The 15,907-nt window shown below is 62.0% G+C and carries 12 protein-coding genes; 5 read left to right on the plus strand and 7 right to left on the minus strand.

Annotated elements, in window-relative coordinates; translation table 11 throughout:
* The first annotated feature begins 8 nt into the window (after nt 1-8).
* Genes AC07RZ_RS19210 through AC07RZ_RS19225 form a run of 4 tightly spaced genes read left to right on the plus strand, consistent with a single transcriptional unit; the run spans nt 9 to nt 5,927 of the window.
* Entirely contained in the window at nt 9-962 is a 954-nt protein-coding gene (locus AC07RZ_RS19210) for an aldose 1-epimerase (protein ID WP_494669151.1), read from the plus strand.
* Between the two features lie 51 nt (nt 963-1,013).
* Nucleotides 1,014-2,285 carry an MFS transporter gene (locus AC07RZ_RS19215; RefSeq protein ID WP_144742092.1) on the plus strand — a complete coding sequence of 424 codons (1,272 nt, stop codon included), beginning with the start codon at nt 1,014-1,016 and terminating at the stop codon, nt 2,283-2,285.
* A gap of 20 nt (nt 2,286-2,305) precedes the next feature.
* Nucleotides 2,306-4,723: a glycoside hydrolase family 31 protein gene (locus AC07RZ_RS19220; RefSeq protein WP_494669152.1), complete on the plus strand. Its 2,418-nt coding sequence runs from the start codon at nt 2,306-2,308 to the stop codon at nt 4,721-4,723.
* Between the two features lie 28 nt (nt 4,724-4,751).
* Entirely contained in the window at nt 4,752-5,927 is a 1,176-nt protein-coding gene (locus AC07RZ_RS19225) for a porin (RefSeq protein WP_494669153.1), read from the plus strand.
* 23 nt (nt 5,928-5,950) lie between these two features.
* On the opposite strand, the gene glcF is transcribed toward AC07RZ_RS19225, so the two are convergent.
* The 5 genes from glcF to AC07RZ_RS19250 all read right to left on the minus strand — a co-directional run bounded on the left by glcF (nt 5,951) and on the right by AC07RZ_RS19250 (nt 12,321).
* A complete protein-coding gene (gene glcF / locus AC07RZ_RS19230; protein WP_494669154.1) occupies nt 5,951-7,186 on the minus strand; it encodes a glycolate oxidase subunit GlcF in 1,236 nt (411 codons plus the stop codon).
* Nucleotides 7,187-7,222: 36 nt separating this feature from the next.
* Nucleotides 7,223-8,296 carry a glycolate oxidase subunit GlcE gene (gene glcE, locus AC07RZ_RS19235; protein ID WP_494669155.1) on the minus strand — a complete coding sequence of 358 codons (1,074 nt, stop codon included), beginning with the start codon at nt 8,294-8,296 and terminating at the stop codon, nt 7,223-7,225.
* A gap of 15 nt (nt 8,297-8,311) precedes the next feature.
* A complete protein-coding gene (locus tag AC07RZ_RS19240; RefSeq protein ID WP_494669156.1) occupies nt 8,312-9,823 on the minus strand; it encodes an FAD-linked oxidase C-terminal domain-containing protein in 1,512 nt (503 codons plus the stop codon).
* 177 nt (nt 9,824-10,000) lie between these two features.
* Complete coding sequence (locus AC07RZ_RS19245) at nt 10,001-10,888, minus strand: LysR substrate-binding domain-containing protein (RefSeq protein ID WP_494669179.1); 888 nt, start codon at nt 10,886-10,888, stop codon at nt 10,001-10,003.
* A 23-nt stretch (nt 10,889-10,911) separates the two neighbouring features.
* On the minus strand, nt 10,912-12,321 hold the full coding sequence (locus AC07RZ_RS19250) for an FAD-binding oxidoreductase (protein ID WP_494669157.1): 1,410 nt from the start codon (nt 12,319-12,321) through the stop codon (nt 10,912-10,914).
* A 123-nt stretch (nt 12,322-12,444) separates the two neighbouring features.
* Here AC07RZ_RS19250 and AC07RZ_RS19255 point away from each other — a divergent pair, with 123 nt between their 5' ends.
* Nucleotides 12,445-13,002, plus strand: a complete 558-nt coding sequence (locus tag AC07RZ_RS19255; RefSeq protein WP_494669158.1) for a cob(I)yrinic acid a,c-diamide adenosyltransferase — start codon at nt 12,445-12,447, stop codon at nt 13,000-13,002.
* 59 nt (nt 13,003-13,061) lie between these two features.
* Here AC07RZ_RS19255 and folE2 read toward each other — a convergent pair whose 3' ends face one another.
* Complete coding sequence (gene folE2, locus AC07RZ_RS19260) at nt 13,062-13,865, minus strand: GTP cyclohydrolase FolE2 (RefSeq protein ID WP_144742076.1); 804 nt, start codon at nt 13,863-13,865, stop codon at nt 13,062-13,064.
* A 169-nt stretch (nt 13,866-14,034) separates the two neighbouring features.
* Nucleotides 14,035-15,906 (minus strand): 1-deoxy-D-xylulose-5-phosphate synthase, encoded by a 1,872-nt coding sequence (gene dxs, locus AC07RZ_RS19265; RefSeq protein WP_494669159.1) that lies wholly within the window; start codon nt 15,904-15,906, stop codon nt 14,035-14,037.
* Between the last annotated feature and the right edge of the window lies 1 nt (nt 15,907).

Here is a 15,907-nt window from a genome sequence, read left to right on the forward strand (position 1 = left end):
AACGTCCAATGAAGACACTCCTGCTCTCGCCGGAAATCAGCCTTGGCAACGACGGCTGGCATTTGACCTTGTCGCCTGCAGCCGGCGGCCGCGTCACGTCCCTCAGGTCGTCGCAAGGCGAACGTGAAATCGACTGGATCGTCCCCATGCCGGAACAGTGCAGGCGGCACGGCTTCCCGGCAAGCGCCTGGCCCAAGGCCGGCATTTACCCGCTGCTGCCGTTTTCCAACCGCATCCGCGGCGGCAGGTTTTCCTGGGCGGGCCTGGCTCTGGATTTGCCGCTGCATCCGGGAGAACGGCATGCCATGCACGGTTTTGGCCACCGCGCCGAATGGCAATTGCTCGATTGCGATGGCAGCAGCGCCGCAATGCTGTACGTCCACGAAGAAGACGACAACGGCTGGCCCTGGCGTTTCGAAGCGAAGCAGACCATCAGCCTGGCAGCCGGCGCACTCGCCATGAAAATGGAGGTCACCAGCACCGGCAATACGGCATTGCCGCCGATGCCGCTCGGCGCAGGATTCCATCCATATTTTCCGCGGCGCTTCGCCCGCCAGGTTTCCTTTGCCGCGCAACAGCTGTGGCAAGCCGATGCCGAACATGTCGCCATCGGCGTCGGCGAGATCCCTCCGCAGCATGACTACCGCACCCTGCGCAGCATTCCGCCAGAGGAAGAATTGACGCTGTATTACGGCGGCTGGAACGGACAAGCCATGCTCGGCGACGGCCGGCAGCACTGCATCGCGATTTCCGCATCGCCGCCGCTATCGCACCTGGTCCTGCATGCACCCAAGGCAGGCGATTACTTCTGCATCGAACCGGTGACCCACGTCGCCGACGCAGTCAACCTGGCGCAATCCGGTTTTCCCGATACCGGATTAAAAACCCTGGCCGCCGGCCGTACGTTCAGCTGCGATTTCCGGATGGCGTTTTCCAGCCTGGCCATCACGGAACCGCCGTGACGCCCTGCCGGCCCTCAATCACATAAATAAAAACCAACCGAGACAACAACAATGAAACATATCAAAGGCCTGCGCTGGTGGATCATCGCCCTCGTCTGTTTTGGCACCATACTCAACTACATATCGCGCAACTCGCTGGGCGTGCTGGCAGATACGCTGAAACACGACCTGGCGTTCAGCACCAAGGAATATTCGTACGTGGTGGCGGCCTTCCAGGTCGCCTACACCATCATGCAGCCGGTATGCGGCTACATCATCGATTTCCTCGGCTTGAAAGTGGGCTTCGCCTTGTTTGCCGCCGCCTGGTCGATAGTCGGCATGCTGCACGGCTTCGCCACCGGCTGGTTATCGCTGGCTTTCTTCCGCGGCTTGCTGGGCCTGACCGAGGCCGTCGCGATTCCGGCAGGCGTCAAAGCGGTATCGGAATGGTTTCCAAAACAGGAGCGCTCGGTGGCAGTCGGCTATTTCAACGCCGGCACGTCGATGGGTGCGGTGATCGCGCCGGTGCTGGTGGCATGGCTGCTCTACAAACATGGCTGGCAAGCAGCGTTTATCGCCACTGGCGCGCTGGGCTTCATTTTCGCGGGTTTGTGGTTCTTCTTTTATCGGGCTCCTAAAGACCATCCCAACCTGTCCGATAAAGAACGGGCATATATCCTCTCCGGCCAGGAAAGCATTGCCGAAAGCCAGGCCCACGCCAAGCCATCGGTGCGGGCGATCGTCAAGACGCGCCGTTTCTGGGGCATCGCGATCACCCGCTTCCTGGCGGAACCGGCCTGGCAAACCTTCAATTTCTGGATTCCGCTGTATTTCATTTCCGTGCGCGGCATGAATCTGAAAGAGTTCGCCGTCTTCGGCTGGATGCCGTTCTTTGCCGCCGACATGGGCGGCATCCTGGGCGGCTACCTGTCGCCGTTCCTGATGAAGCATTTCAAATTCAAGCTGATCAGCTCGCGCATCGCCGGCATCGCCACCGGGGCATTGCTGATGACCAGCGTCGGTTTTGTCGGTTATGTAGAAAGCCCCTACGTGGCCATCGCCCTGTTCTGCATAGGCGGCTTTTCCCACCAAATGATTTCCGGCCTGGTCAACACCATGACCGCCGACGTCTTCAACACCCGCGAAGTCGGCACTGCCAACGGCCTGACCGGCATGATCAGCTGGATTGGCGGGCTCTCGTTTTCATTGCTGATCGGGCAGCTGGCCGAATCGATCGGCTACACCCCGCTGTTCGCCGCGCTCGGCATGTTCGACGTGGTCGGCGTAACGATTCTTTTCCTGCTGTACCGCGGCTATAAAGACAGCAATGTCGCCAGCAACTGAACAAGAAATTGGAGACTTCCATGTCAGTCAAACTCATACCTGAATTTCACCTCGCCGCGCAAAAAGGCCCGCTGCTGACGCTCAAGGGTTCCGGCGGCCAGGTGGCCCATATCTTCGTGCTGGAACAAGACATCATCCGCGTCATGGTATTGCCTGATGCGAAGCTGCGCTTTCCCCGCACTTGGGCAATTGCGCCGGGCGCGCCGCAACTTCCGCTGGAGGGACGCGACCGTTTCTCGCTGGCGGGTTTTGCACAACCACCCTACAGCACCGAGGAAAGCGGCGGCGCCTTGTTGATACAAACCGCGAAAATCCGGCTGACGGTGCAACTCAAAGGACTGTCCTGCAGCTGGGCAACCTGCGAGGACGGAACCTGGCAAAGCGCCGCCCAGGACCGCGCCACGCAACATGTCAATTTCGGCTATTGGGACGATAAGGTCTACCACTACCTCAAGCGCGACGCCAAGGATGAAATGTATTTCGGCCTCGGCGAGCGCAGCGGCGACACCAACCGCCACGGCCGCAGCTACTCCCTGAAAACCATCGATGCGATGGGCTACAACGCCAGCAGCACCGACGCCTTGTACAAGCACATCCCGTTCTACCTGACCTGGAACCGGCGGCAAAAAAACGCCTTCGGCCTGTTCTACGACACGCTGTCTGAAGGCAAGCTGGACATGGGGTGCGAGCTGGACAATTATCACGGCCACTACCGCTATTTCGTTGCCGACCATGGCGACCTTGATTATTACTTCATCGCCGGCGACGACATGGAGCAAGTGGTGCGGCGCTATACCTGGCTGACCGGCAAGCCGGCGTTCACGCCGAAATGGGGCCTCGGCTACTCCGGTTCGACCATGACGTATACCGATGCCCCGAATGCACAGGAAAAGATGAACGAATTCCTGGCGAGCTGCGAGCAGCACGACATGCTATGCGAATCGTTCCACCTGTCGTCCGGCTACACGTCGATCGGCGACAAGCGCTATGTATTCAACTGGAACCGCGAGAAATTCCCCGACCCCAAGGCTTTTGCCCAGCATTACCTGCAACATGGCGTGCGCCTGTGCGCCAACATCAAGCCTTGCCTGCTGCAGGACCATCCGTGTTTTGCCGAAGCGCGGGACCTGAACCTGTTCATCAACGACCAGGACGGCGAACCGGAAATGGTGCAGTTCTGGGATGAAATCGGCGCTTACCTGGATTTCACCAATCCTGACACCATCAACTGGTGGAAGCAAGCCGTGACCAGCTCCCTGCTGGAATATGGCATCACCAGCACCTGGAACGACAACAACGAATTCCAGGTGCTCAATCCGCAGGCGAGCGTCCACGGTTTCGGCCAGCCGTTCAAGGCAGTCGAAGCCAAGGGCCTGCAAACCATGCTGATGATGGCCGCCTCGCAGGAAGCGCAAACCGCGTTTGCGCCGCACCAGCGGCCCTACCTGGTCTCGCGCTCCGGCGCCGCCGGCATGCAGCGTTACGTGCAGACCTGGTCCGGCGACAACTACACCTCGTGGCAAACCCTGAAATACAACATCAAGATGGGCATTGGCCTGGCCTTGTCCGGCATTTCCAACACCGGCCATGACGTAGGCGGCTTCAGCGGCCCGGCGCCGGGTCCGGAATTGCTGCTGCGCTGGGTCCAGTTCGGCATTTTCATGCCGCGCTTTTCGATCCATTCCTGGAACGACGACAAGACTGTCAACGAAGCCTGGATGTACCCTGAAATCACCGGCGCCATCCGCAACCTGCTCAAGCTGCGCGCTCGCCTGACGCCGTATTTCTACGACCTGCTATGGCGCTACCACCAGCACTACGAGCCGATGGTCAAGCCTACCTTCCTGGCTTTTCCCGGTGATCCGCGCTGTTTCGAGGAAAACGACGACATGCTGGTCGGCCCTAGCCTGCTGCTGGCTGCCGTGGTGGAGCCGGGCCAGAACAGCCGCAGCGTGTATCTGCCGGCAGGCGCGGACTGGTACGAATTCTGGAGCGGCGCACATCACCGCGGCGGGCAAGAAATCGTATTGCCTGCCGTCGGCGAGCAACCGCCGCTGCTGGCCAGGGCCGGCAGCGCCATCGCCGTCAACGTCGCTGAACAGCATTTCAACCGGGCCGCGCACCAGCAAGGTTTCATGGTCTTCCCGCACCAGGCCGACGGCAGTTTCACGGCCGAGTTTTTCGACGACGACGGCTGCAGCCACGCCTACCAAAACGGACAACACAGCATGTGGCAGATCCGTGTCCGGAGTAACGCATCGACTTTGGAAATCGCTGTCGGATGCACGGGCGTGCAGCCGGCGTCCGATGTCGCGACCGTGCTCTTGCCGCGCCACGAAAATCGCCGGCTGCCGGCTGACGCTACCGACACCGTCAGCGACGCCGTCGTCGACGGCTACCGCGAAATCAAGTTAAGAATCAGCAAGCCGGTATTCTGAAGCAGTCCAATAACCATAAGGGAGACACATGAAACACAAAACATTGGCGCTGGCGACAGCAGCCGCTTTATTCGCAGGCCATGCCCAGGCGCAAAACGGCGTCACCATCTACGGCACCGCCGACGCCGCGATCATCTACTCCAGCAGCCAGCGCGGCCATGCCAACACGTATATGAACAGCGGCAACCTGAATGCCAGCAAGCTGGGGTTTACCGGCAGCGAAGATCTGGGCGGCGGCAGCAAAGCCATCTTCACGCTGGAACAGGGATTCAACATCGACAACGGCACCCAGAGCGATCCCAGCAAGGCGTTCAACCGCCAGTCCTTTGTCGGATTGAGCGACGCCCGTTACGGCACATTGACGCTAGGCCGCCAGTACACGCCGTACTGGCGCTATGTCGGCGGACTGGGATCGACCGGCGTGCTGACCGGCGCCACCGGCGCCCATCCGGGCGACCTGGACGGCCTCGACACCACCATACGCATCAATAATTCCCTGGTCTATGCGACGCCGGCGATTGCCGGTTTCCAGGCCAGCGCCCTGTATGGTTTCGGTGAAAACGCCGGAACCATGGGTTCCGGCAATACCCTCAGCGCGGCGCTGCGCTACGACAATAATGCGCTCAGCCTCGCGTTGGGATATCTCAAGCTGAACAACAACAACCTCAAGGGTTTTGCGCCATGGGATCCGAACGTCACGTCGGGCAGCTACGCCCAGTCTCCGGTCAATGCCGGTTATGCCTCGGCCAAATCGGTACAGATGATCGCAGCGGCGGCAAGGTACCAGGCTTCAGGCAGCCTGATGCTGGGCTTGAATTTTTCCAACGTCCAGATGGCGCCGGGAGCCACGTCCTTGTTCACGCACCAGGCCAGCTTCAATACGGCGGGGGTGATTTCCAGCTACAAGCTGACGCCGGCCGTCACGGTAGCGGCAGGCTATAGCTACACACGAGAATCAGCCGCCAACGGCATCAGCAATCCGGCCCGCTACCAGCAGCTGTCCCTGGAGCAGACCTATGATTTCTCTAAACGCACCGCGCTTTATTTCCTGGAAGCTTATCAAAAAGCGCGTGGCCAGACCTTGGGGAAAGATGGCGTGACAGCGGTCGACGCGGTGGCAGTGGTCGGCGACTCGCAAAACGGCACGCCGTCTTCCAACGGCAAGCAGTTTGTCGCGGCAGTCGGCATCCGCCATCAGTTTTAAGGGCGGCGGCGCCCTGCAAACTGTCAGGCCAGCGCCTGGTCCAGCAGTTCGATCCAATGCCTGACCGGCGTCTGCGTGCCCGACTGCAGATGGGTCAGGCAGCCGATGTTGGCCGAGACGATCATGTCCGGCTGGCTTGCCTGCAGATTGTCCAGTTTGTTGTCACGCAGGCGGTACGACAATTCCGGCTGCAATACGGAATAGGTGCCGGCCGAACCGCAGCACAGGTGATTGTCGGCGCACAGCTGCACATCGACGCCGACGCTGCGCAGCAGGCCCTCCACCTTGCCGCGGATCTGCTGGCCGTGCTGCAGGGTGCATGGCGGATGGTAGACCACGCGCTGGGTGATTTTCCCTTGCAGTTTTTGCTGCAGCTCCGCCTCGAACGCCGGCAGGATTTCACACAGGTCCTTGGTCAGCGCGGAAATCGCTTTTGCTTTCACGGCGTAGGCCGGATCGGCCGCCAGCAGATGTCCGTATTCCTTGACCGTGACGCCGCAACCCGACGCGGTCATGACGATTGCTTCGACACCTTGTCCATTGCTGCCGATCACGTACGGCCACCAGGCGTCGATATTGCGCCGCATGTCGTCCAGCCCTCCAGCCTGGTCGTTCAGGTGGAAACGGATCGCGCCGCAGCAGCCGGCCTTGGGCGCTACCAGCAGCTGCACCCCGAGCGCGTCGAAAACCCGTGCGGCGGCGTGGTTGATGTTGGGCGACATCGCCGGTTGCACACAGCCGTCCAGCAACAGCATCTTGCGCGCGTGTTCGCGGCGCGGGAAAATTCCCGCCTCCTGTTTTTCCGGAACCTTGTTTTTCAGCTTGCGCGGCAACAGCGGCCGCAGCAGCTGGCCGGCTGCCATGGCCGGCTTGAACAGCCAGGGGCGCGGCAAGAATTCTTTCAGCAGCTTGCGCGTCAGCTGTTGCGCCACAGGGCGCGGCACCTGGTCGTCGACCACCTTGCGCCCGATATCGAGCAAGCGGCCGTATTCGACGCCCGACGGGCAAGTCGATTCGCAATTGCGGCAAGTCAGGCAACGGTCCAGGTGGGATTGGGTCTTGACGGTAGCCTTGGTCCCTTCCAACACCTGCTTGATCAGGTAGATGCGGCCGCGCGGGCCGTCCAGCTCATCGCCCAGCAGCTGGTAAGTCGGACAGGTCGCCGTGCAGAAGCCGCAATGCACGCAGGCGCGCAAAATCGCGTCGGCTTCCTTGCCTGCACGGGTATTCTTGATGAAGTCGGCGAGATTGGTTTGCATGGCTTGCTGCGCTATAGGTTGTTTGTGAGGTTCGGATCAAAAGCCGGGATACATGCGGCCGATATTGAAAATCGCCGCAGGATCGAAGCTGGCTTTCAAACGCCGGTGAATCTGTTCCACCGCGGGCGCCAGCGGATGAAACACGCCAGCCTCTTTGTCGCCGCCGCGGTACAGCGTGGCATGGCCGCCGGCGGCGGACGCCGCGCCCCGCACCGCCTGCGCGTCGGCGCCGGTGAACAGCCAGCGCTGTGCCCCGCCCCACTCGATCAGCGTGGCGCCGGGTAACGCCAGCGGCGCTGCGGTCGACGGCAGCGCCAGCCGCCACAAGGGCTTCTGCGCGGCTGCCGGCGCAAAAAAAGCGTGCGTCTGCTCGCGCAGCGCGTGCCAGAAATCGTCCGCATCGGCGACCGCTTCACCGCCGAGATTCTTTTCCGCGGCGCTTACCGCTGCCTGCGCGCCGGACAGGCGCAGCGTCAGCATGCCATCCTGCCAGCAGCTGGCGGAAACCGGCAAGGGCAAGCCGCCCCACTGGTTAAGGCTGCGAATCGCTTCGGCTTCGCCCATGGCAAACCGGCGGCTGCTGCTGGCGACCGGGCGCGGCAACACTTTCAGCGACACTTCCAGGATCAAACCCAGGGTGCCAAGCGAACCGGCCAGCAAACGCGACACATCGTATCCCGCCACGTTCTTCATGACCTGTCCGCCGAAATGCAGGATATCGCCCTTGCCATCCATCAGCACCGCGCCCAGCACAAAGTCGCGCAACGCGCCGACCGCCTGCCGCGACGGGCCGGACAAGCCGCTGGCGACCATGCCGCCCAACGTCGCGGCGCTGCCGAAATGCGGCGGTTCAAACGGCAGCATCTGGTTGTGCTGCGCCAGCAGCGCCTCGATCTCGGCCAGCGGGGTGCCGCAACGGGCGGTGATCACCAGTTCGGTCGGCTCATAATCGATGACGCCGCCATAGCCGCGCGCGTCGAGCAGCTCGCCCTGCACCTGCTGGCCATACCAGCGCTTGCTGCCGCCGCCGCGGATTTCCAGCGGCCGGTGTTCTGCGGCGGCGGCGAGGATCTGCGCCTTGGCCTGCTGCCTGAATGACTCTGCGTCCATATTCTCGGGTCTGGTTTAGAAGCGCGGAAGTTCCGCAAATTTCAGCTGGCCGCGCTGCACATGCATCTTGCCGTACTCGGCGCAGCGCTGCAAAGTGGGGATCGCCTTGTCCGGATTGAGCAGGAACGCGGTGTCGAAGGCACGTTTGACATTGAAGAAAGCTTCACGCTCCAGCGGAGAAAACTGCACGCACATCGAATTGATCTTTTCGATGCCGACGCCGTGCTCGCCGGTAATGGTGCCGCCGACAGCCACGCACAACTCAAGGATCTCGGCGCCGAATTCTTCCGCGCGATGAAATTCGCCAGGCAGGTTGGCATCGAACAGGATCAGGGGATGCAGGTTGCCGTCGCCGGCATGGAACACATTGGCGCAGCGCAGGCCGTATTTGCCTTCCATCTGCTCGATGCCGAGCAGCACTTGCGCCAGGTTCTTGCGCGGGATGGTGCCGTCCATGCAGTAATAATCGGGGGAAATGCGGCCGGCAGCCGGAAAGGCGTTCTTGCGGCCCGACCAGAAGCGCAGGCGCTCCGCTTCCGACGTCGACACTTCGATGCGGGTCGCACCGCTGGCGTTGAGCACCGCGCTCATGCGGCCGATTTCCTCTTCCACCTCTTCCGCGGTGCCATCCGATTCGCATAACAGGATGGCGGCGGCGTCGGTATCGTAGCCGGCCTTGACGAAGGGTTCCACCATGCGCGAGCTGGTGCGGTCCATCATCTCCAGGCCGGCCGGGATGATCCCGGCGGCAATCACGTTGGCGACCGCATTGCCGCTCTTCACCACGTCGTCAAAGGAAGCCATGATGACCCTGGCCGCCTGCGGCTTGGGGATCAGCTTGACCGTGACTTCGGTGACCACGCCCAGCATGCCTTCCGAGCCGATGAAGAGCGCCAGCAAATCGAGGCCGGGCGCATCCAGCGCGCCGTTGCCGAGTTCAACCACCTCGCCGTCGATCGTCACCATCCTGACCCGCAGCACGTTGTGCACGGTAAGGCCGTATTTCAGGCAATGCACGCCGCCCGAATTCTCCGCCACGTTGCCGCCGATGGTGCAAGCGATCTGGGACGACGGATCCGGCGCGTAATACAGATCGTGCGCGGCTGCCGCCTCGGAAATGGCGAGGTTGCGCACGCCGGGCTGCACCACGGCAGTCCGCGCATACGGATCAAGCTTGACGATGCGGGTGAATTTGGCGGTGGACAAGACCACGCCGTCGGCGATCGGCATGGCGCCGCCCGACAGGCCGGTGCCGGCGCCGCGCGGCACGATGGGCACCTTGAGATCGCGGCAAGCCTTGAGGATGGCTATCACCTGTTGTTCGTCCTCCGGCAACGCCACCACCATCGGCGTCTGCCGGTAGGCCGCCAGGCCGTCGCATTCGTAGGGCCGGGTATCTTCGATGTTCGACAGCAGCGCGTGTTCCGGCAGCAGCGCCCGCAGCGCGCTGACGACTTGCTGCTGGCGGACCGGGCTAAAGGCGGATTCAGCAGGAGCTGTAGCGAGCGATGCTGTTTTCCCGTTCATGCTGTTTTCCCATTGGCAGGCTGGCTATCGGAGAGTGTGTTTTCTATCGTCGAGTATAACGATATTGTGTTTTCAACAGGATGTTTTCCTCTGATATCCACCTCGGATCCGCCTGAAAAGCTTGCACCGTGCGGATGAAATATTTTCAGGCGGCCGCCCGCCTGCCGCCAATCCGCTTCAGATGCGGCTGAAAGTATCCTTCATCCATTCAGTGAAGGTGGTCACTTCCGGCCGTTCCTGCGGCTTTTGCTGGTACACCAGGTAATACGCATGGGGCGGCGACGTCAGGCTGATGTCGAACAATTGCACCACTTCTCCCTGCGCAATCATCTGCTGGGCAAAATGCTTGCGGGTCAGGCCGACCCCATGGCCATGGCGCACCAGTTCCAGCAGCAGCCCCAGGTCGTCGGCACGCAAGCCGGAGGAAGGTTCGGGCCAGTCCAGCCCGGCCGCCTGGAACCAGGGCTGCCAGGGCTCCAGCGCCGAGCGCAGCAGGCTTGCCTTGCGCAAGTCGGCCGGCTGCTCCAGCGGGCCGACTTGCTTCAGGTATGCCGGGCTGGCGACGGCAAAGGTGGGTTCTTCGAACAGTTTCTCGGTGGTGGTGTTGGGATACTTGCCGGCGCCGAAACGCACTTCAAGATCGCTCTCGGTCAAGCTCAGGTCGTACAGCGGCACCGACAGGAATATTTCCACCACGATCTCAGGGTGCCGGCCGGCAAATTCATGCAGGTGCGGGATCAGCAGCTGGCGGGCAAACGTCGGCGGCGCGGTGATCTTGACGCGCGGCTGCACCTGGGCGTTACGCTGCGGCAGCGGGAATTCGGTCAAGGTGCGCAAGGCGCTGCGCACCACCTCCAGGTAACGGTGGCCGAATTCGGACAAGGCGACGGTCCTGCCCTCGCGCGAGAACAGGCGTTCGCCGACGAAATCTTCCAGCAGGCGGATCCGGTGCGACAGCGCCGACGGCGTGATGCACAGCTCGTCCGCCGCCAATGCGAACGAGTGATGGCGCGCGGCAGCTTCAAACGCGGACAAGGCATGCACCGGCGGCAGGCGGTTGACCAGTGGGGTTTTGTTCGACATGAGACTTACCACCGGATGATCTTTCCGGGATTCATGATGTTTTTCGGATCGAAAGCATGCTTCAGCGCGCGCATGGTGGCAATCGCTTCCACGCCATGTTCTTCAATCAGGAAATCGATCTTGTGCAGGCCGACGCCATGTTCGCCGGTGCAAGTGCCGTCCATGCCGATGGCGCGGCTCACCATGCGTGCATTGACGCCCTCGGCACGCGCGATGTCGGCGTCGTCGTCAGGATCGACCAGCATCTGCACATGGAAATTGCCGTCGCCGACGTGGCCGATGATCGAATACACCATGCCGTTCGCCTCGCAATCGGCCTTGGTGTCCAGGATGCACTCCGCCAGGCGCGAGATCGGCACGCAGCAATCGGTGGAAATCGCGCGGCTGCCGGGACGCAATTGCAGCAGGGCGAAATAGGCGTTGTGGCGCGCGGTCCATAGACGCGAACGGTCCTCCGGCCGCGTCGCCCATTCAAAGCCGACGGCATGGTGTTCAGCCACCACTGCCTGCACCAGTTCAGCCTGCTCCTTGACGCCGTTCTCGCTGCCGTGGAATTCAAACAGCAGCAACGGCTGTTCCGGCAGCGCCAGCCTGGAATGCGCATTGATGGCCCTGACGCCGTTCTCATCCAGCAGCTCTACCCTTGCCACCGGCACGCCCAGCTGTATGGTCTGGATCACCGCATTGACCGCGTCGGCGATGTTCCGGAACGAACAGACCGCGGCCGAAATGGCTTCCGGCTGCGGATAAAGCTTGACGGTCACTTCAGTGATCACGCCCAGCGTGCCTTCGCTGCCGACAAAAATGCGCGTCAGGTCATAACCGGCGGCGGATTTCTTGGCGCGCGTGCCGGTCTTGATGATGCGGCCGTCCGCGGTCACCACTGTCAGCGCCAGCGTGTTTTCGCGCATGCTGCCGTAGCGCACGGCGTTGGTGCCGGAAGCGCGGGTGGCGGCCATGCCGCCGATCGAAGCGTCGGCGCCTGGATCGATCGGAAAGAACAGGCCGCTGTCCTTGATCTCGTGGTTCAGCTGCTTGCGGGTGACGCCGGCCTGCACTGTCGCCGTCAAGTCTTCGGCATGGATCGCCAGCAAGCGGTTCATGCGCGACAAGTCGATGGAAATCCCGCCCTGCAGCGCCAGCACGTGGCCTTCCAGCGAGGTGCCGCTGCCGAAAGGAATCACCGGCACCTGGTATTCGCTGCACAGCTTGACCAGCGCGGCGACCTCTTCGGTCGATTCGACGAACACGACGGCATCCGGCGGCATCGGATCATACGAAGAAGCATCGCGGCCGTGATGTTCGCGCATCGCCATGGTGGTCGAGAGGCGCTCGCCAAACAAGGGGGCGAGAGCTGCAAGCAAGCCATCCGGCAACGGTTTTTTCAGGGCGGCGAGATCGGCGATGTGGTTCATTGGAAGGTCTCCTTTTCCTCTGGATTTTACTCTGCGAGGCTGCTGCGCGCTGGTGTAAAGTACAAGTCTTGCTATTCCATCCAGGATCAGCCGGAACAAACGGAACAAAGGGACTTCAAAACCATGGGCAATCGACTCTCCAAGATCGCGACGCGTACCGGCGACAAGGGCACTACCGGCCTTGGCGACGGCAGCCGCACCGGCAAGGACAGCCTGCGCATCCAGGCAATCGGCGATATCGACGAGCTCAATTCGCAGCTTGGCCTGCTGCTGTGCGAAGGGCTGGACGCACCATTGTGCGAAGCATTGCTATCGATACAACACGACCTGTTCGACCTCGGCGGCGAGCTGTGCATTCCCGGCTATGCGCTGGTCAGCGAGGCGCAGGTAGCCCGGCTCGACGACCTGCTGGAAAAATACAACGCCGGCCTGCCGCCGCTAAAGGATTTCATCCTGCCCGGCGGCAACCGTCCGGCGGCGCTGGCGCATGTCTGCCGCACAGTCTGCCGGCGCGCGGAACGCAGCATTGTCAGCCTGGGCAAGAGCGAAACGGTGAATGAGGCGGTGCGGCAGTATGTGAACCGCTTGTCGGACCTGCTGTTCGTGCTGTCGCGGGTGCTGAACCGCGCGGACGGCGGCAGCGATGTGCTGTGGCAGAAAGACCGCTTGCGGGACGCATAAAAAAAGCGGGATGACGCCACAACTGGCTTCATCCCGCTCCGCTGCCGGATCAACCGCGTTTATTTGCTGCGCTTGTCGTGCTCGATCAATGCATACGCCGAATGGTTATGGATGGACTCGAAGTTTTCCGCTTCCAGCACATAGGCCAGCACGCGCGGCTCGTTGTTCAGGGCCACCGCCACATCGCGCACCAGGTCCTCGACGAACTTCGGATTTTCGTAGGCGCGCTCGGTGACGTATTTTTCATCCGGACGCTTCAGCAAGCCGAACAGTTCGCAGGATGCCTGCGCTTCGATCTTGGCGATCAGCTCGTCGACCTGAAGCTCGCCGTCCAGCACCGCATTGACGGTGATGTGCGAGCGCTGGTTATGCGCGCCGTAGGCTGAAATCTGCTTCGAGCAAGGGCACAGGCTGGTCACCGGCACCAGCACTTTGAGCGTGATTTCCAGTTGCCCCTGGCTGATCTCGCCGGTCAGGCCCACTTCGTAATCCATCAAGCTCTGCACGCCGGAAACCGGCGCAGTCTTGTTGATGAAATAGGGAAAAGTCAGTTCGATGCGGCCGCGCTCGGCGTCCAGCAGGGTCACCATCTTGCGCATCAGCGCGCCGAACGAGGCAACGTCGAGCGGTCCTTCCAGGCCTTCCAGCAAGGCGATGAAACGCGACATGTGGGTGCCCTTCTGCTGTTCCGGCAGATGCACGTACATGTTCCAGCTGCCGATGGTTGGCTGGGCTGTTGCGGCGGTACGCACCGTCACCGGATAACGCACGCCTTTGACGCCAACGCGCTGGATCGCCAGGCGGCGGGTGTCGACGCTGCTTTGCACGTCTGGAATCGTCAGATTGCGGTCACGAGTATTCATGCTTAACCTTTGAATGAAAGGCTGCCGGAAGCAGCCTGGTCCCGCTTCGCCTGCAGGCTTGGCAGGAGATCCGGGACGGTTGGATATAAGTCTGGCTTGAACGCCGCCGCTCGACCGGCGGCAGCATCCTGGCTGGAATTGCTTGGGAACGGCAGGCGGCCGGCCCTGCTTAATTCTGGTTGACGACCAGGCGCGGCTGGTCCTTGCCGAAGCGCTGGCGTATCGATGCCGCGATACCTTCTGCATTCAGGCCGCATTGCGCCAGCAGCTGGCTGACGTCGCCATGGTCTATAAATCGGTCCGGCAAGCCCAGATTCAAGAGCGGCTTGACGCATCCCGCCGCCGCCAGGGCTTCCGCCACTGCGGCGCCGGCGCCGCCCATGATGGAGCCTTCCTCTACCGTGACCAGTGCATCGTGGGTCCGCGCCAGTTCCAGCACCAGGTCGACATCCAGCGGCTTGATGAAACGCATGTTGACGACCGTGGCGTCCAGCATCTCGCCTGCCGCCAGGCTCGGCGCCAGCATGGAGCCGAAGGCCAGGATCGCCACGCTCTGGCCTTGGCGCCTGATTTCGCCTTTGCCCAGGGGCAAGGTGGTCAATTCGGGAGCGATGGCGGCGCCGATGCCAGCGCCGCGCGGATAGCGCACCGCTGCCGGGCCGTTGTAGAGATACGCGGTGGACAGCATCTGGCGGCATTCGTTTTCATCGGACGCCGCCATCACCACCATGTTGGGAATGCAGCGCAGGTAAGCCATGTCGTAGTTGCCGGCATGGGTTGCGCCGTCGGCGCCGACCAGGCCGGAACGATCCAGCGCAAAAGTCACGTCCAGGTTCTGCAGGGCGACGTCATGGATCAGCTGGTCGTAGGCGCGCTGCAGGAAAGTCGAATAGATCGCCACTACCGGCTTCAAGCCTTCGCAGGCCAGGCCGGCGGCGAACGTGACCGCATGCTGCTCGGCGATGCCGACATCGTAGAAACGCTGCGGAAAACGCTTGGCGAACGTATCCAGGCCGGAGCCGCCCGACATCGCCGGGGTGATGCCGATCAGCTTGTCGTCCTGCGCCGCCATGTCGCACAGCCAGTCGCCGAACACCTGGGTATAGGTCATCTTGCTGACCGCGGCCGGCTTGATGCCCTCGGCCGGATTGAACTTGCCCGGGCCGTGGTACAGCACCGGATCGGCTTCCGCCAGCTTGTAGCCCTGGCCCTTCTTGGTCACCACGTGCAGGAACTGCGGGCCTTTCAGGTGCTTCAGGTTCTGCAAGGTCGGGATCAGCGATTCCAGGTCATGGCCGTCGATCGGGCCGATATAGTTGAACCCGAATTCTTCAAACATGGTGGCGGGGACCACCATGCCTTTGGCGTGTTCCTCGAAACGCTTGGCCAGCTGCCGCATCGGCCCCGGCAGTATCGATTTGCCGACGTTCTTGGCTTGCGCATAGAACTGGCCCGACATCAGGCGCGCCAGGTAGCGGTTCAAGGCGCCCACCGGCGGCGAAATCGACATGTCGTTATCGTTCAGGATCACCAGCATGTTGATGTCGTCGTACACGCCGGCGTTGTTCATCGCTTCGAACACCATGCCGGCAGTCATCGCGCCGTCGCCGATCACGGCGATCGCATGGCGCTCGGTTTCACCCTTGGTCTTGGCGGCCAGCGCCATGCCCAGCGCGGCTGAAATCGAGGTCGACGAATGGGCGGTGCCGAAGGTATCGTATTCGCTTTCGCTGCGGCGCGGGAAGCCGGAGATGCCGTCGAGCTGGCGCAGCGTGTGCATGCGGTCGCGGCGGCCGGTGAGGATCTTGTGCGGATAGGTCTGGTGGCCGACATCCCACACCACGCGGTCTTCCGGCGTGTTGAAAACGTAATGCAGCGCAATCGTCAATTCCACCGTGCCCAGGTTGGACGACAGGTGGCCGCCGGTCTGCGCCACCGATTCGATGACGAATTCGCGCAGCTCGTCGGCCAGCGGCTTGAGTTGCGCCCGCGTCAGTTTGCGCAGGTCTGCCGGGCTGTCGATTGTGTTGAGTAATTCCATA

This window comes from Collimonas sp. GW821-FHT07E08 (assembly GCF_059418905.1).